Annotated in this window: 21 protein-coding genes; 12 read left to right on the forward strand and 9 right to left on the reverse strand. The window is 67.7% G+C overall.

Going from position 1 to position 24213, the window contains the following annotated elements:
* The first annotated feature begins 113 nt into the window (after positions 1 to 113).
* The 7 genes from fhuE to FOC84_RS19400 all read left to right on the forward strand — a co-directional run bounded on the left by fhuE (position 114) and on the right by FOC84_RS19400 (position 10821).
* Complete coding sequence (fhuE, locus tag FOC84_RS19370; RefSeq protein ID WP_173145856.1) at positions 114 to 2465, forward strand: ferric-rhodotorulic acid/ferric-coprogen receptor FhuE; 2352 nt, start codon at positions 114 to 116, stop codon at positions 2463 to 2465.
* 117 nt (positions 2466 to 2582) lie between these two features.
* Complete coding sequence (locus FOC84_RS19375; protein WP_173145857.1) at positions 2583 to 3092, forward strand: sigma-70 family RNA polymerase sigma factor; 510 nt, start codon at positions 2583 to 2585, stop codon at positions 3090 to 3092.
* Between the two features lie 11 nt (positions 3093 to 3103).
* Entirely contained in the window at positions 3104 to 4105 is a 1002-nt protein-coding gene (locus tag FOC84_RS19380) for a FecR domain-containing protein (RefSeq protein WP_173145858.1), read from the forward strand.
* A gap of 121 nt (positions 4106 to 4226) precedes the next feature.
* Entirely contained in the window at positions 4227 to 6689 is a 2463-nt protein-coding gene (locus FOC84_RS19385) for a TonB-dependent siderophore receptor (RefSeq protein ID WP_173145859.1), read from the forward strand.
* Between the two features lie 92 nt (positions 6690 to 6781).
* A complete protein-coding gene (locus tag FOC84_RS19390) occupies positions 6782 to 7300 on the forward strand; it encodes a sigma-70 family RNA polymerase sigma factor (protein ID WP_173145860.1) in 519 nt (172 codons plus the stop codon).
* Positions 7270 to 8259 carry a FecR domain-containing protein gene (locus tag FOC84_RS19395; RefSeq protein ID WP_173145861.1) on the forward strand — a complete coding sequence of 330 codons (990 nt, stop codon included), beginning with the start codon at positions 7270 to 7272 and terminating at the stop codon, positions 8257 to 8259. Before FOC84_RS19390 ends, FOC84_RS19395 begins: the two co-directional genes overlap by 31 nt.
* Positions 8260 to 8355: 96 nt before the next feature.
* Positions 8356 to 10821, forward strand: coding sequence for a TonB-dependent receptor (locus FOC84_RS19400; protein ID WP_173145862.1), 2466 nt, complete (start codon positions 8356 to 8358; stop codon positions 10819 to 10821).
* Between the two features lie 6 nt (positions 10822 to 10827).
* Here FOC84_RS19400 and FOC84_RS19405 read toward each other — a convergent pair whose 3' ends face one another.
* The 3 genes from FOC84_RS19405 to FOC84_RS19415 form a co-directional block, all read right to left on the reverse strand.
* Positions 10828 to 11724 (reverse strand): GntR family transcriptional regulator, encoded by an 897-nt coding sequence (locus tag FOC84_RS19405; protein ID WP_173145863.1) that lies wholly within the window; start codon positions 11722 to 11724, stop codon positions 10828 to 10830.
* The gene (gene acnA, locus FOC84_RS19410; RefSeq protein ID WP_173145864.1) at positions 11721 to 14354 is read right to left on the reverse strand and encodes an aconitate hydratase AcnA; all 2634 of its coding nucleotides are present in this window, start codon (positions 14352 to 14354) and stop codon (positions 11721 to 11723) included. The genes FOC84_RS19405 and acnA overlap by 4 nt, the downstream gene beginning before the upstream one ends.
* A 120-nt stretch (positions 14355 to 14474) precedes the next feature.
* Positions 14475 to 15071: a TetR/AcrR family transcriptional regulator gene (locus FOC84_RS19415; protein ID WP_173145865.1), complete on the reverse strand. Its 597-nt coding sequence runs from the start codon at positions 15069 to 15071 to the stop codon at positions 14475 to 14477.
* A gap of 135 nt (positions 15072 to 15206) precedes the next feature.
* On the opposite strand from FOC84_RS19415, the gene FOC84_RS19420 reads away from it, so the two are divergent.
* The 4 genes from FOC84_RS19420 to FOC84_RS19435 all read left to right on the forward strand — a co-directional run bounded on the left by FOC84_RS19420 (position 15207) and on the right by FOC84_RS19435 (position 18869).
* Positions 15207 to 16262 carry a sugar phosphate isomerase/epimerase family protein gene (locus FOC84_RS19420; RefSeq protein WP_173145866.1) on the forward strand — a complete coding sequence of 352 codons (1056 nt, stop codon included), beginning with the start codon at positions 15207 to 15209 and terminating at the stop codon, positions 16260 to 16262.
* A gap of 28 nt (positions 16263 to 16290) precedes the next feature.
* The gene (locus FOC84_RS19425) at positions 16291 to 17163 is read left to right on the forward strand and encodes an alpha/beta fold hydrolase (RefSeq protein WP_173145867.1); all 873 of its coding nucleotides are present in this window, start codon (positions 16291 to 16293) and stop codon (positions 17161 to 17163) included.
* Between the two features lie 2 nt (positions 17164 to 17165).
* Positions 17166 to 18101 (forward strand): alpha/beta hydrolase, encoded by a 936-nt coding sequence (locus tag FOC84_RS19430; RefSeq protein WP_173145868.1) that lies wholly within the window; start codon positions 17166 to 17168, stop codon positions 18099 to 18101.
* A gap of 78 nt (positions 18102 to 18179) precedes the next feature.
* The gene (locus FOC84_RS19435; RefSeq protein ID WP_173145869.1) at positions 18180 to 18869 is read left to right on the forward strand and encodes an HAD family hydrolase; all 690 of its coding nucleotides are present in this window, start codon (positions 18180 to 18182) and stop codon (positions 18867 to 18869) included.
* A 2-nt stretch (positions 18870 to 18871) separates the two neighbouring features.
* Here the strand turns inward: FOC84_RS19435 and FOC84_RS19440 are convergent, their stop codons facing one another.
* Positions 18872 to 19645, reverse strand: coding sequence for an SDR family oxidoreductase (locus tag FOC84_RS19440; protein ID WP_173145870.1), 774 nt, complete (start codon positions 19643 to 19645; stop codon positions 18872 to 18874).
* 152 nt (positions 19646 to 19797) lie between these two features.
* Between FOC84_RS19440 and FOC84_RS19445 the strand changes: the two genes are divergently transcribed.
* On the forward strand, positions 19798 to 20316 hold the full coding sequence (locus FOC84_RS19445) for an MgtC/SapB family protein (RefSeq protein ID WP_173145871.1): 519 nt from the start codon (positions 19798 to 19800) through the stop codon (positions 20314 to 20316).
* A 16-nt stretch (positions 20317 to 20332) separates the two neighbouring features.
* On the opposite strand, the gene FOC84_RS19450 is transcribed toward FOC84_RS19445, so the two are convergent.
* From FOC84_RS19450 to alkB, 5 genes are all read right to left on the reverse strand, one after another.
* On the reverse strand, positions 20333 to 21079 hold the full coding sequence (locus tag FOC84_RS19450) for an SDR family oxidoreductase (RefSeq protein ID WP_173145872.1): 747 nt from the start codon (positions 21077 to 21079) through the stop codon (positions 20333 to 20335).
* Between the two features lie 44 nt (positions 21080 to 21123).
* Complete coding sequence (locus tag FOC84_RS19455; protein WP_173145873.1) at positions 21124 to 21492, reverse strand: cupin domain-containing protein; 369 nt, start codon at positions 21490 to 21492, stop codon at positions 21124 to 21126.
* Positions 21493 to 21587: 95 nt separating this feature from the next.
* Positions 21588 to 22397 carry an AraC family transcriptional regulator gene (locus tag FOC84_RS19460; RefSeq protein WP_173145874.1) on the reverse strand — a complete coding sequence of 270 codons (810 nt, stop codon included), beginning with the start codon at positions 22395 to 22397 and terminating at the stop codon, positions 21588 to 21590.
* Between the two features lie 67 nt (positions 22398 to 22464).
* Positions 22465 to 23457 carry a formylglycine-generating enzyme family protein gene (locus FOC84_RS19465; protein ID WP_173145875.1) on the reverse strand — a complete coding sequence of 331 codons (993 nt, stop codon included), beginning with the start codon at positions 23455 to 23457 and terminating at the stop codon, positions 22465 to 22467.
* Between the two features lie 95 nt (positions 23458 to 23552).
* Positions 23553 to 24212, reverse strand: coding sequence for a DNA oxidative demethylase AlkB (gene alkB, locus FOC84_RS19470; RefSeq protein WP_173145876.1), 660 nt, complete (start codon positions 24210 to 24212; stop codon positions 23553 to 23555).
* Between the last annotated feature and the right edge of the window lies 1 nt (position 24213).

Consider the following 24213-nt stretch of genomic DNA (forward strand, 5'->3'; position numbering starts at 1 on the left):
ATCCCGGGAAACGTTCCCCGTATCGTCGAACAGAACAGCAGGTACTTGTGACTACTCCAGCAGCCAGGCATTTCCCCGCCGCCACGCGTCCCGCGTGCGGGCCTTCCCGTTTCATGTTTGCTTCCTTGGTGTTGGCAGTGGCCGTGGCGACGGCGGGCACGCCCGCGATTGCACAGACGCAAGCGTCTGCCGTGCCCATCGACATCGCGGCGCAGCCCTTGGGCGATGCCCTGCTGCAATGGGCGGCGCAAGTCCAGGTGCGCGTGTTCTACGCGCCCGAAGTGGTGGCCGGCGTAAGCAGCAACGGCCTGCGCGGCCGGCTACAGCCCGAGGAGGCCTTGCGCAGCCTGCTGCAAGGCACGGGCGTGACGTACCGCTGGCAGGGAGACAGCATCATCTTGTCGCGCGATGGCGGCGTGGCCAGCCTCGCGCCCGTGACGGTGCTGGGCAACTTGAATCCGGCGGTGACCGAAGGCACGGGCTCCTACACCACCCCTGCATCGGCCGCAGCCACGGGCCTGACCTTGTCGCTGCGCGAAACGCCGCAGTCCGTCAGCGTCGTGACGCGCCAGCGCATCGACGACCAGAACTTGCGGTCGCTGGACGAAGTGATGGCCAGCGTGGTGGGTGTGCAGGTGGTCAGCGAGGACACCGATCGCACGGACTTCTGGTCGCGCGGCTTCTATATCGACAGCCTGCAGTACGACGGCGTGCCCACCACCATCGGCCTGTCGATGTATGGCGAATCCGACAACGATTCGTTCATCTATGACCGCATCGAAGTGGTGCGCGGCGCGACCGGTCTGATGACTGGAGCGGGCAACCCAGGCGCTTCCATCAACCTGGTGCGCAAGCATGCCAACAGCCGCGAATTCACCGCAACGGTGAGCGCCGGCGCGGGTTCGTGGAATCAGTACCGCGGCGCCGTGGACCTGTCCACGCCCTTGAACCAGGAAGGCACGGTGCGTGCGCGCATGGTGGCGCTGTATCAGGGCCGCGATTCCTACATCGATCTTTACCATGCCAACAAGCAGGTGTTCTATGGCGTCATCGATGCGGACCTGACGCCATCGACCCGGCTGAGCGTGGGGGCGGACTATCAGGACAAGCGTCCGCGCGGATCCACTTGGGGCAGCCTGCCCGTGGTGTTCAGCGACGGCACGCCGACGGACTGGCGGCGTTCCAAGACCACGGCGGCGGACTGGACCTACTGGCACACGACCAACCAGACGATGTTCGCCACGCTCGAGCATCGTTTCGCCAATGATTGGGAGGTCAAGGCCGATTGGTCCCAGCGCAAGAGCAAGTACGACGCCAAGCTCTTGTACCTGTACGGAGACCTGGACCGCGCAACGGGAACCGGGCTGGCGGCGCTGCCGGGATACTGGAATTCCTACGCGCAGCAGACCTCGCTGGACTTGCAGGCCACGGGGCCCTTCAGCCTGCTCGGCCGCAAGCATGAACTGGTGGTGGGCGCCATGCGCAGTCGCTACGGCGAGGACTTCTACCGCTACGGCTTCGACCGCGCCACGCTGGCGGATACCGGCAACTTCTACCAGTGGGACGGCTCGTATGCGCAGCCGTCCTGGACCGACGCCAGCTTGCGGGACACGGTGACGCACCAGCGCGGCGTCTATGCCGCGGCCCGGTGGTCGTTGACCGACAACCTGACCGCCATCACGGGCGGCCGTTACGCGACCTGGGAATCGAAATCGCCCACGCGCGACCAGAAGGACTCCCAGTTCATTCCGTACGCCGGCCTGGTGGTCGACCTGAGTGACACTTACTCCGCCTACGTCAGCTATACCGACATCTTCCAGCCCCAGGACAATCGGGACAGCAGCGGCAATTATCTGGACCCCGTGCAGGGCCAGAACTATGAGGTGGGCCTGAAGGGCGAGTACCTGGATGGCAGGCTGAATACTTCCGTCGCGCTGTTCAAGGTCAGGCAAAGCAAGGTTGCGGTGCTGGACGGAGACAAGCTGGTGCCGGGCACGCCCGATCAGGCCTATAAGACCGCCGACGGCGTCACCACCAAGGGCATCGAGCTGGAAGTGAGCGGGCAACTGTCGGAGGGCTGGAACGCCTATGCCGGCGGCACGTACTACACCAGCCGCGACGCGCAGGGCGTGTCGGTCAATCCCGAGCGTCCGCGCGCGGTGGCCAAGCTGTTCACGACTTATCGGCTGCCGGGTCAGTGGAGCCGCCTGACGGTGGGCGGCGGCGTCAACTGGCAGTTGTCGAGCTACTCCGAAGTCAGCGCCGGCGACGCCACGGTCACGGTCAAGCAGAAGGCCTACGCGATCTACAACCTGATGGCGCGCTACGACTTCAATTCGCGCCTGTCGGCGCAGATGAACCTGAACAACCTGTTCGACAAGAAGTATTACCTGGGCGGCGTGGGCAACCAGGTCTACTACGGCGAGCCCAGAAGCGTGTTCGTCAACCTGACCGCCAAGTTCTGATTGCGCGGCGCGCCGGGCATCTGTCCGCGGTTCTTGTAAAGAGGCTGAAGATAATTATAATTGCGAATCATTTTCATTAAGTGGAAACGTCTGGCCGCGACGCCCGGGCGCACCGTCATGCCATCCTCTTCATTCGCTCCTCGCGCCGAGGTGCAATCGGTCTATCAGGCTCATCACCAGTGGCTGCGCAGCGTACTGCAGCGCAAGCTGGGCAACGTGTCCGACGCGGCCGACGTGGCGCACGACACGTTTGAACGGCTGATCCGCGCCGACATTCGCGAACCGCTGAACGAGCCGCGCGCCTATTTGCGCACCATCGCCACGCGCCTGCTGATCGGCCGAGCCAGGCGGGCCGCGCTGGAAGCGGCCTATGCCGAGTCGATGGCGTTGCAGCCGGTGGCGGTGGAGCCTTCGGTGGAAGCGCGCGCCCTGATCCTGGAGGCCCTGGAGCAGGTCTGCGAATTGCTCGACAGCCTGCCCATGAACAGCCGACGGATCTTCCTGATGGCGCAGGTGGACGGGATGTCCTATGCCGAGATCGGCCAACGGCTGGGCCTGACGCCCAATGCCGTGCAGAAGTCCCTGGCGCGCGCGCTGGTGCATTGCTACGCGGCCGTCTACGGGTGAGGCAGGGCAGGATGGAAAGCGCAAAACTGCTGCGGCCGCACGCACCGGAAGCGGGGTCCGTTGATCCCAAGATCGTCCGGCAGGCCGCCGACTGGTGGTCGCGGCTGCGCGAGGACGCGACGGATGAGGACCGCACGGGCTTCGAACGCTGGCGCCAGGCGCAGCCCGCGCATGAGCTGGCCTGGCAACGGTTGAACGCCTTGACGCGCGATGTGGCGGCGGGCGTGGCCGAAGCCGGCGGCGATGTGGCGGCGCGCACACTGCGGCAGGCGCCGTTGATTCAGTCGCGCCGTAACGCCATACGCTGGATGGTATCGGCGGCCGGGCTGGGCCTGGGCACCTGGGCGGCGAGCCAGAGCGGCGCCGTGCGTGCGCTGTCGGCGGATTTGCGGACCGGCACCGGCGAACGCCGCGCCGTGACGCTGCCGGACGGCACGCTGCTGGAATTGAATACCGCCAGTGCGCTGGACCTGCGCTTTACGGCCAGCCGGCGCGAACTGGTGCTGCTGGAAGGCGAGATCCTGGTGACCACCGGGCGCGATCCCTTGGGCCGGCCTTTCACGGTGCGCACGCGCGCCGGCGTGCTGACGCCGGTGGGCACGCGGTTCCTGGTGCGCGACCTGGAAGACGGCCGCATCCGGGTGGCGGTGCTGGAAGGCGCGGTGGACGTGCGCGGCCTGGATCCGAACGATGCGCCGCGGCGGGTGCCGGCTGGCGGGCAGGCGGAGTTCTCGGCGGCCGGCGGCTTCGCGGCTGAGCCGCTGGACGCGGGCGCGTCGGCGTGGCTGGACGGAATGCTGATCGCCGATGAAATGCCGCTGTCGGATTTCTTGCGCGAGCTGGGCCGGTACCGCCCGGGGTTGCTCACTTGTTCGGGCGAGGCGGCTGGCCTGCGCGTCGTGGGGGCGTTCCCGCTGATGGACAGCGACCAGGTGCTGGCCATGCTGCAGGAAGTCCTGCCTGTGCGCGTGCGCCGCTACACCCGCTATTGGGTGACCGTGGGGTTGGCGTGAACCTGGCGTGGCCGGACTATTTTGTAACAGCGGCGGCGGATATCCCGATCTCGCGCTTCATGTAGAGCAAGCAGCCTGTCTTCAGGCTGCGCCGATTCTTCATGAGCCAGGGAACCCATTCATGTCTTCTCGTCCAGTCCGCGCCGCGTCCCGCGTCCGCCTTCCCTTGCCGAGCACGGCCTTGTGCGCCGCGCTGCGCTGCGCCCTGCCTGGCGTCATGGCGGCCGCGCTGTGGCCGGCAGCCGCGCACGCCCAAGCGCCGGCATCCGGGCAGCGCGCCGTCGCCTTCAGCATCGAGGCTGGCCCGCTCAATGCGGCGCTGGGCGCGTTCGGCGTGCAGGCGGGCGTCATGGTGGCGTCCGATCCCGCGCTGACGGCAGGCGCCGTGACCGAGGGCGTGACGGGCACCCATGCCATAGCCGCGGCGCTTCAGCGCCTGTTGGCCGGCACGGGATTGGAGGCCGTGGCCCGCCCCGAGGGCGGCTACCGCCTGCGGCAGGCGGCTCCGGCGGCGGCCGCCACGCTGGCGCCGGTCACGGTGACGGGCAGCTACGCCACCACCACGGATGGCACCGGCTCCTACACCTCGCCCGCCGTCACCATCGGCAAGACGGCGCAGGCTCTGAAAGACATACCGCAGTCCGTCACCGTGCTGACACGGCAGCGCATGGACGACCAGGACATGGTCAGCCTGCCGGACGCGGTGAACAATACCGCCGGCATGGTCGGGGTGCAGGGCGTGGGAGCCGGGGTGGCGATCAACGCCCGCGGCTTTCCGGTGGACCTGTTGCAATACGACGGCGTGTCCGTGCTGCGCAATAACTACAGCCTGGGCAACTGGGAGCAGGACTCGCTGGTGTTCTACGACCGGGTGGAAATCCTGCGCGGCGCAGCCGGCCTGCTGCAGGGCGCGGGCAGCCCGGGGGGCGCGATCAATCTGGTGCGCAAGCGCGGCGGGGCGGAACCGGCGCTGGTGGTGACGGCCAAGGCCGGATCTTGGGATCACTACGGCCTGCAGCTGGATGCGGGCAGTCCTTTGAATGAGTCCGGCACGCTGCGCGGCCGCGTCGTGCTGGATGAAGACCAGAGCCATTCCTACATTGACTACGTGTGGGAAAAGACGCGCAACCTGTACGCCGCGCTGGACTACGACATTACCGAGAACACCACGCTGGGCATCGGGATCAGCAACCGCTATAGCCGTTCGCGGCCGATGTTCGTGGGCTACCCCCGGTACAAGGACGGCGGTGACCTTGACCTGCCGCGCTCGACCTTCACGGGCTCGACCTGGAATCGCGCGAAGAACGATCAGACCATTTTTTACGCCGACCTCGCGCACCGCTTCAACGATGCCTGGCAGTTCAAGCTGGGCGGCGTCGCCATGAACGAGAAGAACACGACCGTGCACCAGCGCGTCGCCGGCGCGGTGAACCCGGATGGCAGCGGCCTGTCCTACGGCGATTTCGGCGTGGATTTCAACAACAAGCAGCGCGCCCTGGACATGTCGGTGAGCGGCAACTTCACCGCCTTGGGGATGCAGCAGGAAGTCGTGGTGGGCGCCAATTATTCCAAGCTGACCACGCAGGACCGGTTCACGCGCGCCTGGCAGACCGGCGGCAATATTTTTGATCTCGATCACCATCGCCCGTGGCAGGACATCGACACCATTGCGCAGGCCAGCGGCTATGACGCGCGCAGCAGCTACGACATCCGCCAAAAGGGCATCTACGGCACCTGGCGCGTCAAGCCGACCGAATCACTCGCGCTGATCGGCGGCGGGCGCGTAGGCTGGTACGACTACACCTATGATGGCGGCGGCAGCGTCACCACCTCCAGTGAGTCGGGGCGCTTCATTCCCTACGCCGGCCTGGTGTATTCGCTGACCGACAACTGGTCGGCCTATGCCAGCTACACGACGGTGTTCGAACCCCAGACCGAGCGCAGCGCAACGGGTAGCCTGCTCAAACCGATCGAGGGCAATAATTACGAAATCGGCGTCAAGGGCGAGCTGGCGGACGGCCGCGTCAACACGCTGTTGGCGCTGTTCCGCTACGACCACAAGAACCGCGCGGTCAACGACTACGACGCCGGGTTCGCCTGCGACGGCTGGTATTGCTCGCGCGCGGCGGGCAAGGTCCGCAGCCAGGGCCTGGAGGCCGAGATCTCGGGCGAAGTGGTCAAGGGCCTGGAGCTGTACGCCGGCTATACCTACAACACCACCAAGTATCTGGACGATCCCGACAACCAGGGCAAGGTCTTCAACACCTGGACGCCCAAGCACATGCTGCGCCTGTGGGCCAACTACCGGCTGCCGGGCGACCTGAACCGCCTGAGCGTGGGCGCCGGCGTCAACGCGCAGACGCACACGATCAGTTCGGACCGCAAGTTCACCATGGCGGGGTTCTCGATCTGGAACGCGCGCCTGGGTTATCAGGCCACGCCGGAACTGAGCATCGGGCTGAACCTCAACAACGTGTTCGACAAGAAGTACTACGTGCCCTCGTACAACACGCTCAGCAGCAACAACTACTACGGCGAGCCGCGCAACGTGATGTTGACGCTGCGCTACGCGCCCAAGCTGTAGCGCGGGCCGCGGACGCGAGAACGCCCAGGCCGGGCGCACGGATGCGATAGAATATAAATGGTTCCTATTTACATTCTATTGCCAGGTGCGCCTTGCCTACGCCCGATTCTCCGCCCGCCGATACCGTCGCGAAAATCTATCGTGACCATCACGGCTGGCTGTCGGTCTGGCTGCGCAAGAAGCTGGGCAATTCCTTCGACGCGGCGGATCTGGCCCACGACACCTTCGTGCGGCTGATGGCCGGGCGGCGCAGGACCGACGCGGGCGCCGAGCCGCGCGCGTTGCTGACCCACATTGCGAAGGGTCTGGTGGTGGACCATTGGCGCCGCCGGGCGCTGGAAGAGGCCTATCTGGCCGCGGTGGCGCAATTGCCCGAGCAGCAGGCGCCTTCGCCGGAAGCGCGCGCCCTGATCCTGGAAACCTTGCGCGCCATCGATAGGGCGTTGCGGACGCTGTCCGCCAAAACGCGCGAGATCTTCCTGATGTCGCAGTTCGACGGCATGGGCTACGACGCAATCGCGCAAAGCCTGGGCGTGTCGCTGTCCACGGTCAAGCGCCATGTGCAGGCGGCGCTGACCGCATGCCTGATCGCCAGCCAGGCCGACGCGTGATCGATCCCGCCATCCTGAAGGAAGCGGCCGGCTGGCTGGTACGCTTCCAATCCGAGACCTTGTCGCCGTCGGACCGCGAGTCCTTCGACCGCTGGCGCGGGCGCAGCGCGGCGCATGCCGCCGCCTGGCAGCGCGCCGAAGAAATGCTGCGCGGATTCGGCCAGGTTCCGCCGCGGATCGCCGGCGATACCTTGCGGCGGCTGGATCGCCCGGGACGCCGGCAGGCGCTGCGGGCGCTGGCTGGCCTGTTGGTGCTGGGACCGGCGGCCTGGCTGGCCGGACGCGAGCTGCCCTGGCGCGAATGGAGCGCGGATGCGCGCACCGCGACTGGCGAACAGCGCCGCATGGAACTGGCCGACGGCACGCAGTTGGTGCTCAACACGGCCAGTGCGGTCGATATCGAATACACCGCAAGGCAGCGCACGTTGTGGCTGCGGGCGGGCGAAATCCTGTTGACCACGGGCCGCGACTCGCCGCAGCTGCAGCGGCCCTTTGTCGTCCAGACCGCGCAAGGCGCGATACGCGCGCTGGGCACGCGCTTCATGGTGCACGACGAAGGCGAGGCCGTGCGCGTGGCGGTATTCGAGGGCGCGGTGGAGATCCGGCCCAAGTCGGCGGGGGCCGGCGCCACGGTGCTGCCGGCCGGGCAGCAGACTGTCTTCAATGGGCGCGAGGTGCAGCCCCAGGTGGCGGTGGACGCCACGGCCGCCTCATGGGAACAGGGCATGCTCGCCGTGCGCGGCTGGCGGCTGGCGGACCTCGTGGATGAGCTGGGCCGGTATCGCCGGGGCGTGCTGCGCTGTGATCCGGCGGTGGCGGGGCTGCGGGTATCGGGGGCTTTTCCCTTGAACGACACCGATGCCAGCTTGAGGCTGCTGGAAAAGACCCTGCCCGTGAGAGTGAGCCGGATCACGCCGTACTGGACCACGGTTGCTGCCCGCGCCGGCGTTACAAATTAATCGCAGTCGGGCTGAACCTTTTTTCCGCTTCGTCCGGTGTACCGGGTGAACCGCCGCGTATCGCGCGCCACCCAGACCCTTACGAAGGATAGCTTCATGGTTTCCCGAATCTCCCGTCCGCCACGCCCGGCCCGTGACGCAGCCGTCCTGCCGCCGCTGATGGCGACGTTGCGGGCCGCCGGCATGGGCTTGGCCTTGCTGGCCGCGGCGGGGACGGCGCCGCCAGCGCTGGCCGCCGACACCGTCAGCGCCGCGGCGCGCAAGGCCTACGCGATCCCGGCAGGCCCTCTGGGCGACGCGCTGGCCCGGTTCGCCGCCGCCGCGGGCGTGCCGCTGTCGTTCGATCCGGCCATGGTGGCGGGACTGCACAGCAACGGACTGGACGGCGACTACAGCGTGAAGGAAGGCTTCTCCCGTTTGCTGTCAGGGTCGGGCTATGGCTTGTCGGAGCAGGGCGGCGGAGCCTATTCCCTGCGCAAGCTGCCGTCGGGGGCGGACGAGTCGGCGACCGTGCTGCCCGCGGTCACCGTCGCGGGCGCCGGCGCGGCTCCTTTCGCGTTGCCGGCGGAATACGACGGCGGCCAGGTGGCCAGGGGCGGACGCCTGGGCCTGCTGGGCAACCGCGACGTGATGGATACGCCGTTCAGCGTCACCAACTACACCTCGGACCTGCTGGCGAACCGTCAGGCGGTAACGCTGGCCGACGCGCTGAACGTCGAGCCTTCGGTGCGCTTTACCGGGCAGATCGGCGGCGTGACTGACTCGTTCTACATCCGGGGCTTTCCCATCGGCGAAGGCAACCTGGGCGAAATCGCCTTTGACGGGGTTTATGGCGTGGCGCCCAACTATCACGTCTTCACCGATTACATCGAGCGGGTCGAAGTGCTGAAAGGGCCGGCCGCGCTGCTGTACGGCATGTCGCCCAACAGCGGCGTGGGCGGCGTGATCAACATGGTGCCCAAGCGGGCGCTGCCGCAGGACCTGAGCCGCGTGTCCGCCGACTATGTGGGCGACTCGCAATTCGGCGCGCGCGCGGACCTGAGCCGCCGCTTCGGCAAGGATGGGGAGTGGGGCGTGCGCGTCAACGGCATGCACCGCCAGGGCGATACGCCGCTGGACAATCTGTATTCGCGCACCGACATCGGCGCGCTGTCGCTGGACTACCAGGGCGAGCGGCTGCGCGCCTCGCTGGACCTGCTGACGCAGAATGAAAAGATCGACGCGCCCACGCGGCCCTTCCTGGTGGCTGCCGGCATCGATGTTCCGCACGCAGCGGACGGACGGCGCAACGCCACCCAGCCCTGGGGCTGGTGGAAATCCGACGGGCAATCGGCGCTGCTGCGGGTCGAGTACGACATCAGCGAGCGCCTGACGGTGTTCGCCGACGCGGGCGGCTCGGACACGAACGTGTCGCGCCTGTCGGACCAGACGCCCACCATCGTCAACGCGGCGGGCGACACGGTGGTCACGCCGAACAACTTCAGGTTCGAAGTCAACCGCAGCACTTACAACGCAGGCCTGCGCGCCAAGCTGGACACAGGCCCGGTGCGCCATGCCATCAGCTTCATGGGCAGCCTGTACAGCGACCGGAATTCGCAGGCCAGTGTGATGGGTACGCCGCTCACGTCGAACATCTACCATCCGATCACGCGGCCGGAGCAACACATCCCGGCGCCGGCCAACGTGCCCAAGATCTCCTCGTCCGATCTTTCCGGCCTGGCGCTGGCCGATACGCTCAGCATCCTGGACGAGCGCGCGCAGCTGACCCTGGGCGTGCGCCAGCAGCGCATCCAGTCCCGCAATTTCAACGCCGCGACCGGCGCGCGTACCGTCAGCTATGACGAAAGCGCAACCACGCCGCTGGCGGGCATCGTCATCAAGCCCTGGAGCAATGTCTCGCTGTATGCCAACTACATCGAAGGCCTGAGCAAGGGCGATGTGGCGCCGGCCACCGCGTCCAATGCCGGCCAGGTGTTCAAACCCTACAAGGCCAGGCAGAAGGAAGTGGGCGTGAAGGTGGACATGGACAGCGCCATGCTGACCTTGAGCGCCTTCGAGATCACCAAGCCCAGCGGCCAGTTGACCAACGGCGTGTACGGCGCGGACAGCGAGCAGCGCAATCGCGGGCTGGAGCTGAACCTGGCCGGCGAACCGTGGCGCGGCCTGCGCCTGCTGGGCGGAGTGACCTGGCTGGACGCGGAGCTGACGCGCGCGGGCAACAAGGCCGTGGTGGGCAACCGGCCCGTGGGCGTGCCGAAGGTGTCGGTGAACCTGGGCGCGGAATGGGATACGCCCTGGGTTGCGGGCCTGACCCTGACCGGCAGCATGATGCACACCGGCAGTGAATACATCAATCAGGCCAACACCCAGTCGGTGCCGTCGTGGACCACGTTCGACCTGGGGGCGCGCTATGCCACCAAGGTCTATGGCAAGGACCTCACGCTGCGCGCCAATGTGGTCAACGTGTTCAACCGGGCTTACTGGTCGGGCGTGGCCTCGTATGGCACGATTTCCCAAGGGGTGCCGCGCACGCTGATGCTGTCCGCGTCGATGGATTTCTGACCGGCGCTAGGATGCCAGCAGCCCGCTGATACGGGCCAGATTGTCCAGCGTGCTGCGCAGGTGGTCCGCCAACTGCGCAGCGGCTTCTTCGTTGCGTTCGTGTTCCAGCAGCTCCAGGATGGCCAGGTGCTGGTCGCAATGCTGCGTGTAGCGGCTGCGGTCTTGCATGGAGCGGTAGGAAAGCAGCCGGCGCACGCGGTTGACGCGCTTGATGGCGTCGATGAAGAAAGGATTGCCCGAGGCTTCCACCAGTGATTCGTGGAAGCGCACCCCGCGTTCATGCAACTGGTCGGCGGTGTCGGTGGCGATGCCGCCGTCCAGCAGGTGTTTTTCGGCGGCGCGGCAGCGCGCCAGCACCTGCTTGTCAATGCGAAAACCGGGCTCCAGCAGCGCCGCCGGCTCCAGCGCCAGCCGCAGTCGATAGGACTGCAGCAGGCTGTCGGGCGTGGTCATCATGGATGAAAACTCCCAGCCGTAGCCGGGCCTGCGCTGCACCCAGCCTTCCTGCGAGATGCGTTCCAGCAAGACTTGGGCTTGTGCAGCCGTCAAGCCATAGCGCGCCCGCAGCAACGCCTCGCTGCATTGCATGGGCAGGGCGCCGCGCAGCAGTTCGTCGGCCAGTTTGAAGTAGCTATGCGTGACGATGTCGCCCGCGGACGGTGGCGCGAGATCTTCGCGCAGGTCAGCCAGCGTGTCGTGCCCCTGCTCCAGGAAGTAGCCGCGGTTGGGTTTGCGTGAAACGACGCCGCGTTGTTCCAGGACGCCGAGCGCGTCGTTGACCGGCGAGCGCGACAGGCGCAGCCGGTCGGCGATCTTCTGCGCACTCAGGTGCGCACCCGCGGACAGGCGATCCTCCTGGATCAGCGCCAGGATTTTCGCGGCGGTATGGGTTTGGGCGCTCATGCGTTGCGGACGGCGGAATGGAGGGTGTCCGACAGGATAGCGGGAATGACGCCGCCCATGCGCAGCAGCCTGACTTCCAGCCGGGTCTCGACCGCGGCCGTGGCCTGCAGGGTGTCGACGGCGCCGCCGGCGCGCAGGATGCGCACTGCCACGGGCATGCGCGGCGTCAGCGCGGCGGCCTGGGCATCGATCTCGATCTGGTCGCCGGGCTGGATCCGCAGTGTCTCCGGCGTGGCGCCCGCGGGCAGGCGCAGGGGCAGGATGCCCATGCCGATCAGGTTGGAGCGGTGGATACGTTCGAAACTGACCGCCAGCACCGCGCGTATGCCCAGCAGGCGCTGACCCTTGGCGGCCCAGTCGCGCGAGGAGCCCGTGCCATAGCGTTCGCCCGCCACCAGGACCACCGGCTGGCCGGCCCGTGCATAACGGCCGGCGGCCTCCCAGATCGGCTCCACGCGGCCGCTGGGTGCGTGCAGCGTGTGGCCCACGGGCGCGTCGGGACAGAGCAGGTTGGCGAGGCTTTTGCTGTAGAAGGCCGCGCGCATCATCACCTGCCAGTTGCCGCGGCGCGATGCAAAGACGTTCAGATCGTTGCGGTCGTCGCCGCGTTCGACCAGGAAGTCCGCAATCGGGCTATCCGGCGGAATGGCGCTGGCGGGCGACAGATGATCGGTGGTCACGTCGTCGCCCAGCACCAGCAGGGGATGCGCGGTGTAGCGGCCCAATTGGCTGGCCTCCGCGGTGCTGGCGAAGGGCGGGCGGCGCAGCGCGGTGGAGGCGGGGTCCCAGGGAAAGCGCGCCGAATCCGGCGATTGCAGAGTCTGCCATGACGGGTTGGCGCTGGCGGCCTGGAAGGCTGCGCGGTAGTCGGCCGGCTGCTGGCCGGCGGATAGCGCGGCGTCGATCTCGGCGTCGTCCGGCCACAGCTCGCGCAGAGGGACGGGACGCCCGTCTGGCGCGGTCTGCACGGGTTCCAGGCTCAGGTCGCGTTCGGCATCGCCCGCCAGCGCGAAGGCGATAACCAATGCCGGCGACATCAGGAAGCCCAAGTCCAGGTCCGGGTGGATGCGGCCGGCGAAGTTGCGGTTGCCGGACAGCACCGCCACGGGATGGACCGAGCCGGCCGCCATGGCCTCGCGTACGGCTTCGGGCAGGGGCCCGGAATTGCCGATGCAGGTGGTGCAGCCGTAGCCCACGATGTCAAAGCCCACGGCGGCCAGGTCGTCCAGCAGCCCGGCGCGCGCCAGATACGCAGCGGCCGCGGGCGAGCCTGGGGCCAGCGAGGTCTTCACCCAGGCGGGCACGCGCAAGCCGGCCTGGCGCGCCTTGCGGGCCAGCAGGCCGGCGGCCGTCAACAGGCGCGGGTCCGAGGTGTTGGTGCAGCTGGTGATGGCGGCGATGGCGATTGCGTGGCGGGGGAGCCCGCCGGTGGCCGGCGTGGGGCTGGACGCCAGCCCGGCCAGGACGGCCTTGGTGTGCCCATACGGATGCAGATCCTGTGGCCGTCTGGGGCCGGCCACATGCATCTGCACGCGGTCCAGCGCGATGTCGACGACGCGGGTATAGCGCGGCGCGGCGGCGGGGTCGTAGGCGATGCCGGCGCGTTCGGCATAGGCCTGCACCTGCGCGATCAGCGATTCGGGCCGGCCCGTCTGGCGCAGATAGGCCAGCGTTTCGGCGTCGATCGGGAAGTAGCCCGTGGTGGCGCCGTATTCGGGCGCCATGTTGGCCACCACGCAACGGCTGCCGGCCGGCAGCGTGGCCACGCCTGGCCCGAAGAATTCCACGAACTCTCCGGACACCTGGATCTCGCGCAGGCGCTGCGTCACGGTCAGCGCCAGGTCGGTCGCAGTGACGCCGGCCGCCAGCGCGCCGCTCAGGCGCACGCCGATCACATCGGGGATGCGCAGCAGGGTGGGCATGCCGAACATCACGGTCTGCGCCTCCAGTCCGCCCACGCCCCAACCCAGCACGCCGATGCCGTTGATCATGGGCGTATGGCTGTCGGTGCCTATCATCATGTCCGGATGCAGCGCGATGCCTTCGGCGCTTTCGCGTGCGCAGACCACCGTGGCCAGCTGCTCCAGGTTGATGGTGTGCATGATGCCGGTGCCCGGCGGATGGATGCGCACATTGGACAAGGCCTTGGCGGCCCAGCGCAGGAAGCGGTAGCGCTCCGCGTTGCGGCGCAGTTCCAGGTCCAGGTTCAGCGCGGCGGCATCGGCGCGTGCGTAGGCCTGCACCGCAAGCGAATGGTCCACGGATACATCCACGGGCAACACCGGGTTCAGCGCGGCGGGATCGACGCCGGCTTCGGCCAGGGCGTCGCGCATCGCGGCGATGTCGACCAGCGCCGGGGTGCTGGTGGTGTCGTGCATCAGTACGCGGCCGGGCTGGAAAGCGATTTCGGCCTCGCTCGTGCCGCGCTCCAGCCAGCCGAACAGCGCCGCGGCCGCGGCGTCGCGTTCCGCGTCCTGCATGTTGCGCTGCGCGTTTTCCAGCAGCAGCCGCAACACCACGGGCAGGCGGAAGTACTCGGCGCCGTACATGCCGGGCAGGTCCAGGTAGGTGTAACGGGCGTCGTCCAGCGTGAAACTGGCGTGCCGGGGCGTGGCGATGGGGGTTTCCATGCCCGCTATTTTGCATATTGAATTGTCAAAATGCAATTGTAGAAAATAAAGGGACGCATTAGCCGGGCGTACAAGAGCCGCCGCGCCCGGCGTTCGCGTAGCGCCCGCCGCCAGACCGGGCTAGCGCATGACGGCGTCCAGCGCGCTCAGGGCCGGCGGGATCATGGCCAGCAGGCGGGCCTTGCCCACGCCGTCGCGGGCTTGTACCGAGAGACCGTGCAGCACGACGGCGTAGTAATCGCCCAGGGCCTGCACATCGGTGCCGGGTTTGAGTTCGCCTGCCTTCAACGCGGCTTCGAGCCGGTCGATGATGGACTGCGTGCGCGCCTTGCGGTGGGTGGTGAGCCACGCCATGACGGCTTCGTTTTCGGCGGCGTAATTGGTGGCGGCCGACACCACCATGCAGCCTTGTGGACGGCCGCGCCGGGTGTAGGTAGCGACGGCGTCGGCCAGCAGTTTGGCGATCGCTTCGCGCACGCTTTCCGTACCTTCCAGCGCCTTTTCGGCGAACGCGCCGTCGCCTGCCTCGTAGCGCTCCACGGCTTCGCGGAACAATTCCTGCTTGGAGCCGAAGGCCGCATAGAGACGTGCCGAAGCCAGTCCCGTCGCCGCCACCAGATCCGCCATCGAAGTGCCCTCGTAGCCCTGCTTCCAGAATGCAAGCATTGCTTGCTGAAGCGCCAGGTCGCGGTCGAATTCTCTGGGTCTGCCTGCCATGACGGTCTCGTGGAAATGAACTGAGGCGCAGTGTAACGCCGCATGTGCGCAGCCAGGCATGCGGAGCCTGCGCTTGCACCGATTTCCGGCATCGTCTATTCTTTGTCGTTCGACAAACAATTAGGTTAAACAGTCATGCAAACAATCAAAGGCCCCAGCCTGCACCTGGCCCAGTTCAGCGACGCCGCCGCTCCGTTCAACAGCCTGCCCGCCATCGCCGAATGGGCGGCGGGTGTAGGCTTCAAGGCCTTGCAGATTCCGGCCTGGGACCAGCGCTTCTTCGACAGCGCGACGGCGGCCGTCAGCCAGGACTATTGCGACGAGATCAAGGGCACGCTGGCCGGTCATGGCCTGGTGATCAGCGAGCTGACCAGCCATATCTACGGCCAGTCGCTGGCGGTGCATCCGGCCTACGACGCCATGGTCGACAACTTTGCGCCGGCCCAGGCGCGGGGCAATCCGCAGGCCAGGACGGCGTGGGCGCGGCAAGGCCTGTTGGATACGGCACGCGCATCGCGCAGGCTGGGTCTGACCGACATGGGCACGTTCTCGGGTTCGCTGGCCTGGCCCTATCTGTTCCCGTTTCCGCAACGCCCCGAAGGCCTGATCGAAGCCGCGTTCGATGAGCTTGCCAAACGTTGGCTGCCGGTCCTGGACGAGTGCGAAGAGCAGGGCGTGAACCTGTGCTTCGAGATCCATCCCAGCGAAGACCTGCACGACGGCATTTCGTTCGAGATGTTCCGCGAACGCGTGGGCGACCACGCGCGCTGCGCCATCCTGTTCGACCCCAGTCACTTCGTGCTGCAGCAACTGAACTACCTGGAATACCTGGACATCTACAAGGACCACATCCGCATGTTCCATGTGAAGGATGCGGAGTTCAATCCGACCGGCCGGCAAGGCATCTATGGCGGATACCAGTCCTGGATCAACCGGGCCGGGCGCTTCCGCTCGCTGGGCGACGGGCAGGTGGACTTCAAGGCGATCTTCTCGAAGCTGGCGCACTACGACTATCAGGGCTGGGCCACGCTGGAATGGGAATGCTGCCTGAAGGACCAGGAGACCGGCGCGCGCGAGGGCGTGGAGTTCATCAACCGCCACATCATTCCGGTCACGTCCAAGGTGTTCGACGATTTCGCCGGCGCCGCCATCGACAAGCAACAGATCAACGCCCTGCTGGGCATCGCATGAGCGGCCCGCGCCGCATCGGGAACCATCAATGACACACCAGAACTCTTCCTTCGACGCCTTCGAGCACCAGTACGTCCTCGTCGACGGACACCGCATCCATTGCGCCATGGCCGGGCAGGGCACGCCGGTACTGTTGATTCCGGGATGGCCCCAGACCTGGTACACGTGGCGCCACGTCATGGCGGCGCTGGCGCAGGCCGGCTTCCAGGCGATCGCGGTGGATCCGCCGGGCACCGGCGATTCCGACCGTCCGGCGTCCGGCTATGACACCGGCGCGATCGCCGCCACGCTGCACCAGTTGATGGCGCAGCTGGGCCACGCGCGCTACCAGGTGGTGGGCCACGATATCGGCATGTGGGTGGCCTATGCGCTGGCCAGCGATTTTCCGGCGGCCGTGAGCCGGTTGGCCCTGACCGAGGCCGTCATACCGGGCCTGGCGCCCGCGCCGACGATCTTTGCGCCGCCGCAGGAGAACATTTTTCTGTGGCACTTCATGTTCAATCAGTTGCACGATCTGCCCGAGACGCTGATCGCGGGCAGGGAGAAGGCCTACCTGACCTTCATCTTCGACAAGTGGTCGCATCGCCGCGACCGGGTCGCGGCCGAGGTCTACATCGACGCCTATGCGGCGCCCGGCGGGCTGCGCGGCGGATTCGCGTACTACCGAGCCATCCCGGAGACCATCCGGCAGAATGCGCTGCGCGCCAAGCGCATGCTGGAAATGCCCACGCTGGCCATCGGCGCCGAGCATGCGACCCGCGACGCGCCGCTCATCACCATGCGCGAGAACGCCAGGGATCTGCAAGGGGCGATCATTGCCGACTGCGGACACTTCGTTACCGAGGAATGCCATGAAGCCTTCCTGGAGCACCTGCTCCCGTTCCTGTCGCGGGAGGGCTGAACGTGGCGCTCGACCCTCGCATCAATGCCTATCTGAGCCGTCTGTCCGCGGTGTCGGGGCCCATGGTGCTCGAAGAAATCCGGGCAGAGACTGAAATCAGCCTGCGCAAGCTGCAGGGCCCGGACGTAGCGGTCGGGGCGATGGAGCTGCACCTGGCCGTCCGCGGGCAGGGCCTGCCGTTGCGGATCAGGTCCTACACGCCCGCCGGCAAGGAAGGCGAAACCGGTTTGCCTGCCCTGGTGTATGCGCACGGGGGCGGCTGGTTCCAGTGTTCGCTGGAACTCTACGACAATCCATGCCGGGCGCTGGCCAACGCCACGCAGTGCAAGGTGTTTTCGGTGGACTACCGCCTGGCGCCGGAGCACAAGTTCCCCGTGCCGGTCGAGGATTTCTATCGCGGCGTGCAATGGGTGTGCGAAAACGCCCAGAGCCTGCGCATCGATGCCGCCCGCGTGGCGGTGGGTGGCGACAGCGCGGGGGGCAACCTTGCGGCCGCGGCAGCGTTGATGGCGCGGGACCGGGGCGGTCCGGCCATCGCCCACCAACTGCTGCTGTATCCGGTGCTGGACCATTCGTTTTCAACCGAGTCGTACAGGACCTATGGGCAGAATTTTTTCCTGACCGAAGAGGTCATGCGCTATTGCTGGTTCACATACCTGCTCAATGAGCGCGACGGCGCCTCGCCCTACGCCTCGCCGGCGCGGGCGGAATCGCTGGCCGGCCTGCCGCCCGCAACGCTGCTGGCCTGCGAGTACGACCCCGTGCGCGACGAGGCCGAGGCCTATGCGCGGAGCCTGCGCGACGCCGGCGTTCCAGTCCATGCCCACAGGCTGGAAGGCATGGTTCACGCCTGCATCCATATGCTGGGCCTGACCCCTGCCGCCCGGCGGCTTTTCGACCTGGCAGGACAGGCTTTGCGATCCGCCTTCGGGACCTGAGGCGACGCAAGCCTCCTGCGTCGCGCAGGAGGCTTGCAGTATGCTTACCGGCTTCATGGACCTCCCGATGTTGCCGCAATGACTGATTTTCCCTTCGATGCCGTGCTGTTCGACTGCGACGGCGTCCTGGTCGATTCCGAACCCATCACCAGCCGCGTGCTGACCGAGATGCTCAATGAATTGGGCTGGGGCATCACGCATGCGGAAACCATGCGGATCTTTACGGGCAAGGCCGTCAGGGACGAGCTGCCGCTGATCGAGTCCCGCACGGGCGCCACGATCACGCCGGACTGGTTCGACCAGTTCCGCCTGCGCCGCAATGCCGCGCTGGACCGCGATCTGGTCGAGATCCCCGGCGCGCCGGACGCGGTGCGCGCCCTGCACGAGGCGCTGGACGGCCGTATCGCCGTGGCTTCGGGCGCGGACCGCCGCAAGGTGGAGCTGCAGTTGGCCAAGGTCGGCATCGCCGACTGCTTTGGCGAGCGCGTTTTCAGCGGCCATGAGATGCCGCGCAGCAAGCCTTATCCGGACGTGTACCTGGCGGCCGCGCAGGCGCTGGGCGTGGACCCCAAGCGTTGCGCCATCGTGGAAGATACGGTGACCGGTGCGACAGCCGGGGTGGCCGCCGGCGCCACGGTGTTCGGATACAGTCCGGACGCCAATGGGCACAGCGGCGCCGAGGCTTTGCGCGACGTGGGCGTGGCCCACGTGTTCACCGACATGAACTCGCTGCCGGCGCTGCTGGCGGGCTGGCGGCCGGCAGCCTAGGTTCAGCGCGTGTACTGCTCGCCGCCGTCCAGGTCTATCACCGTGCCGCTCAGGTAGCCCGCGCGCGGCGAAGCGCCGAACACGATCATGTCGGCCACTTCGCCGGGTTCCATCAGGCGTCCGAAGGGCAGGTCCGACAGCGTTTCCTGCCAGCGGCTTTCGTCGCCCCAGCGCGCTTGGGCGCGCTGTTTTGCCAGCGTCAGCACGCGGTCGGTGCGGGTGCGCGAGGGGTTCACGCCGAAGACGCGCACGCCGTGGCGCGGCGCATCCCCGCCCAGGGCGCGGGTGAAGGCGATGAGCGAGGCATTGGCTGCCGCGCCGCAGATGTAGTCGGCGCGCGGCGCGGAGCCCGCCATGCCGATGATGTTGGCGATGACGCCCGCGCCGGCGTCACGCATGCGTGGGTAGTAGTGGCGGGCCAGATCGATGTAGCCGTGGACCTTCAGTTCCCAGCCGGCGCGCCAGCGTTCGTCCTGCACCTGATCGATGGCGCCGCCCGGCACCGCGCCGGCATTGTTCACCAGGATGTCGATATTGCCCGCTTCCTGGCTCAGGCGTTGCGCCGCGCCGGGTTGAGCCAGGTCCAGCGTGACGGCCCGCGCCTGCTTGCCGGTCGCATCGCGTATGGTCTCGGCCGCCGCGCGCAGCGCCGCGTCATCGCGCGCCACCAGGATTGGTTCGGCGCCTTCGCGGGCGAAGGCCAGCGCGCAGGCCAGACCTATGCCCTTGGATGCGCCCGTGATGAGCACGCGTTTACCGTCTAGCTGCAAATCCATGTAACCCTCCGGTTGATTCCGTCCGCGATTGCGCGCGACGCCAGCTCGGTTGTAAACCAGTTGTGCCCACATGTGCCAGTGCGTGCGCGGCATGGCGGCGGCCGCGCAGCGCCTGCTATGCTGGCCTGACCATTTCCCACGAGGGGGCGGCGATGACGGAAATCTGGCTGGAAGTCTGGTCCACCGTGCGCAGCGAGTTTGCCGACATCCCCGATGTGGGCGAGGCGACCCGCATCGTGCTGCGCCTGAGCGTGGCGATGCTGCTGGGTGGCTTGCTGGGCTACGAGCGCGAGCGCAGCGGCAAGGATGCGGGCCTGCGCACCCACATGCTGGTGGCGCTGGGGGCGGCGATCTTCGTGCTGGTGCCGCTGCAAGGCGGCATGGAAGTCGGCGACCTGAGCCGCGTGCTGCAGGGCGTGATCGCCGGCATTGGCTTCCTGGGCGCGGGCGCCATCATCAAGCTGAGCGGCGAGCGCGAGATCCGCGGACTGACTACCGCGGCGGGCATCTGGATGACGGCCGCCATAGGCGCCGCGGCGGGCATGGGGCGCGAGGCCACCGCGGTGGTCAGCACGCTGATGGCCCTCTTCGTGTTGGCGGTGCTGCGGCGCGTCGAGGCGCGCATCGCCGCCCGGCATGAACACGGCGTCATCTCCACCGACGCCAAGTAGGTCCGCAGCAGGCGCCTCAGTTGCCGCCGGACACCTCGATGAAGGAGCCGCTGGTGTAGCCGGCCTCGTCCGAGAACAGCCACATCACGGCGCCCGCCACTTCTTCGACGGTGCCGCCGCGGCGCAGCGGAATCGCGCCCTTCAGGCGGTCCACGCGGCCGGGTTCGCCGCCGCTGGCGTGCATGTCGGTGTAGATGGTGCCGGGGCGCACGCCGTTGACGCGGATGCCTTCCGGCGCGACTTCCTTGGACAGGCCTATGGTCATCGTGTCCATGGCTCCCTTGGAGGCGGCGTAGTCCACGTACTCGTTGGGCGAGCCCAGGCGGGCGGCCGCGGACGAGACGTTGACGATGGCGCCGCCCTGGCCGCCGTGGCGCGTCGACATGCGGCGCACCGCCTCGCGGGCGCACAGGAAGGAGCCGATCACATTGGTGGACAGCACGCGCAGCAGGCGGTCGGCGCTCATCTGGTCCACGCGCATCTGCCGCTCCAGGATGCCGGCGTTGTTCACCAGCGCGTCGATGCGGCCCAGCTGTTGATCCAGTTCGCCGTACATGCGCAGCACCTGGTCCTCTTGCGAGACGTCGGCCTGCAGGGCGACCGCGCGGCCGCCGCCCTGCACGATATCCGCGACCACGGCGCGGGCGGCGTCGGCGTTGGCATGGTAGTTGACGCCTACCGCATATCCGCGGCGGGCGGCCAGCTTGGCGACGGCGGCGCCGATGCCGCGGCCGCCGCCGGTGACGAGCATGATTTTGGACATGGCTTGCTCCTGATGGGCTTTCACCTTAGCAGATGGCGGCCGGCTCAGATCCAGACGTCGTTGGGGGCGCTGCGCCCGCCGCCCTGGTCGCCGGTGTTGCGCACGCCGCGCGGCTCGATCAGCAGCATTTTGACTTCTTCGGGCGCACAGGGCTTGTGCTCCACGCCCTTGGGGACCACGGCCATTTCGCCAGGGCCGAGGTCGATGTGGCCGTCGCGCAGCTCGATGCGCAATCGGCCCTCGATGACGATGAAGGTTTCGTCGGTGTCGGCGTGACTGTGCCACACGAATTCGCCCTGGATCTTCACCAGCTTGAACTGGTAGTCGTTCATTTCGGCGACGACCTTGGGCATCCAGTGTTCGGAAAACAGCGCCAGCTTGCCGGCAAAGTTGATGGGACGGATATCGGGCATGGGACGGCCTACGGGCAGGGTTGAGCAAGCCCCAGGATAGAAGGCGGCGCCGGCGCCGTCTTGTACGATCGAGCAGCTTTGCGCGGGCCGGCGGCTCAGCGGCGCAGCATGCGGCGCCAGCGGTCGGGAGCCATGCCGTAGGTCTGGACGTGGCGGCGCGTCAGGTGGCTCTGGTCGGTAAAGCCCGACGCGGCCGCCGCCTGCGCCAGCGGCATGCCCGCGGCGATCAGGCGCCGCGCCTGGTCGAGGCGGCGCAGCATCACGTAGCGGTAGGGACTGGTGCCGAACAGCGCGCGGAAGTCGCGTGACAGGCTCCAGCGGTCCGTGCACGCGGCCGCTGACAGCTGTTCCAGGGTGATGGACTGTTCGAGCGAGGCGTGGATGTACTGGCGCGCGCGTTCGGCGGCGGCGTAGTCGGCGCTGCGGCGCACGGGCTTGCCGCCGGCCGCGGCGCACAGGGCATGGCTCAGCTCGTACAGCGCGTCGTCTTCCTGCAGCGGGTCGATTGGGTCATGCGTGTCCTGCAGCAGGCTGGCGCTGGCGGCGTACAGCCGCGGATCGGCCGAGATGCCGCCCGGGATGAACGGCAGCTGCCGTCCGCCCAGGATCTGCTGGATGAGCGCAGGCTCCACATAGATCATGCGGTAGTGGAAACCGGCCTCGGTGCCGGCCTGGCCGTCGTGGACTTCGTCGGGATGCAGCACGATGGTGCCGCCGGGCAGGCTGTGCCGCAGCCCGCGGCGGTAATGGAAGCTCTGCACGCCCGCCAGCGTGCGGCCGATGGCATAGGTGTCGTGGCGGTGCATGCCGTAGCCGTGGCCGCCGAAATAGGCCTCGATGCGCTCCAACTGGCCCGAGGGCGCGGCGCGCAGTATCCAGTCCTGTTTCAGTGTGGCGGGCGGCATGGGGGAGTCCGTGGAGATCGTGCTTGCAGCTATTCTAGGCCCGGTCCCGGCCTGCCGAGGCCCTGCCTCAATCCGCCTCCCGCAGCAGCCGCAAGCCCACCAGCGGATAGCGCGTTTCCTGCGTGTTCCAGTTGCGGTAGGAAGCGCGCGTGTACAGCGCCCAGGTATGCCAGGAGCCGCCGCGCCGCACGCGCACATTGCCGCTGGCGGGGCCTTGCGGATCGTCCACTGGCGAATGCGCGTAGTAGTCCTCGCCGTACCAGTCCGCGACCCATTCCCAGGCATTGCCGTGCATGTCGTAGAGGCCGAAGGCATTGGGCGCGTAGCTGCCGACCGGCGCAGTGAAGGCGTGGCCGTCGGGGCGGGCGGAGGCGTGCGCCTGCCATTTCGGCCAGAGCGGCGCCGCGTCCGCGTCGAAGCCGTTGCCGATGTCGGGCATGGCGGCGGGATCGTCGCCATTCTGGTAGCGGGTGCGCGTGCCGGCACGGCAGGCGTATTCCCATTCGGCTTCGGTGGGCAGGCGGTAGACCTTGCCCTCTGTCTGGGTCAGCCAGCGTGCCAGCGCCGTGGCGTCGTTCCAGCTGATGTTGACGACGGGGTGGTCGTCGCCCTGCGCAAAGCCGGGGTTGCGCCAGGAATAGCGGCGGTCGCGCCCTTCGAAGGCGTCGCCGCTCGCGGACTTGTCGGGGTCGTATTGCGGGTTGTAGCCATAGCCGCCGGTGCCGTCGGCCTCCGATTCCGGCACGTAGCCCGACGCTTCGATGAAGCGGCGGAACTGGCCCACGGTGACTTCCGTGCGCTCCAGGTAGAACGGGCGGGTGATGCGCACGGCATGCACGGGCGCTTCGTCGGACAGCTGGGCGTAGCGGTCCGGCGGATAGAGCGGATAGGCGCGCGCCAGCGCCTCGGGCGCTTCGTCGCTGCCCATCTGGAAGGTGCCGGCCGGTACGCGGACAAAGGTCATGCCGAGTGAATTTTCGATCAGGGCGGGCGGTTCAGCCGACCAGGATGGCGCCGATACGAGGGTGCAGAGCAAAGCCAGGGCGGTGCGTGTGCGCATGGGAATCCGGTGGGCGGAGCATGAGGGGTGCGCAATAGTAGAGCCGCCGCTTGCGGCCGGCCAGACGCGGGGAACCCTCATGCCGCGGCGGCGGCTCAGCCGGCGCGGCGGATGGTGAAGTTGATGCGCAGGCTGCCCAGGCGCGGATGCGGCAGGTCTTTGATGGGCATGATGCCGTGGTAGCGCAGCCGGTCGACGCCGCCCCACACGACCACATCGCCGTGGAACAGCGGCGTGCGGCTGGCCTTGTCCGCGCGCTGCTCGCCGCCGAAGAGGAACATGGCGGGCATGCCCAGGGACACGGACACGATGGGCGCGCCGTAGTCGCGTTCGTTTTTGTCCTGGTGCAGCGACAGGCGTGAGCCAGGTTCATAGCGGTTGACCAGGCAGGCGTCCGGCTCGAAGCCGGGAAAACCGGCTTCGGCCGCGGCGGCTTGCGCCAACTGCAGAAAGGCCCCGGGCATGTCGGGCCAGGGCTGGCCGGAGAGCGGATCGATGCGCGCGTAGCGGTAGCCGCGCGCGTCGCTGGTCCAGCCCAGTTGCCCGCAATTGGTCAGCGCCACCGACATGGTGTAGCCGCCTGGCGTTTCCATATGCCGGAAGGGCGCTTGCGCGGTCACGGTGTCAACTCCGGCGAGCAGGGCGTCCATCACCGGCAGGGCATAGCCGCGCAGCACCACGGCCTGCGCGCCCAGCGTGACGCGTCCGTCTTGCGCGGCGCCATCGTTGCCGAACAGGTCCAGGTTCGAAGCCATG

The organism is Achromobacter pestifer, assembly GCF_013267355.1.
GTDB classification, from domain to species: Bacteria; Pseudomonadota; Gammaproteobacteria; order Burkholderiales; family Burkholderiaceae_B; genus Achromobacter; species Achromobacter pestifer_A.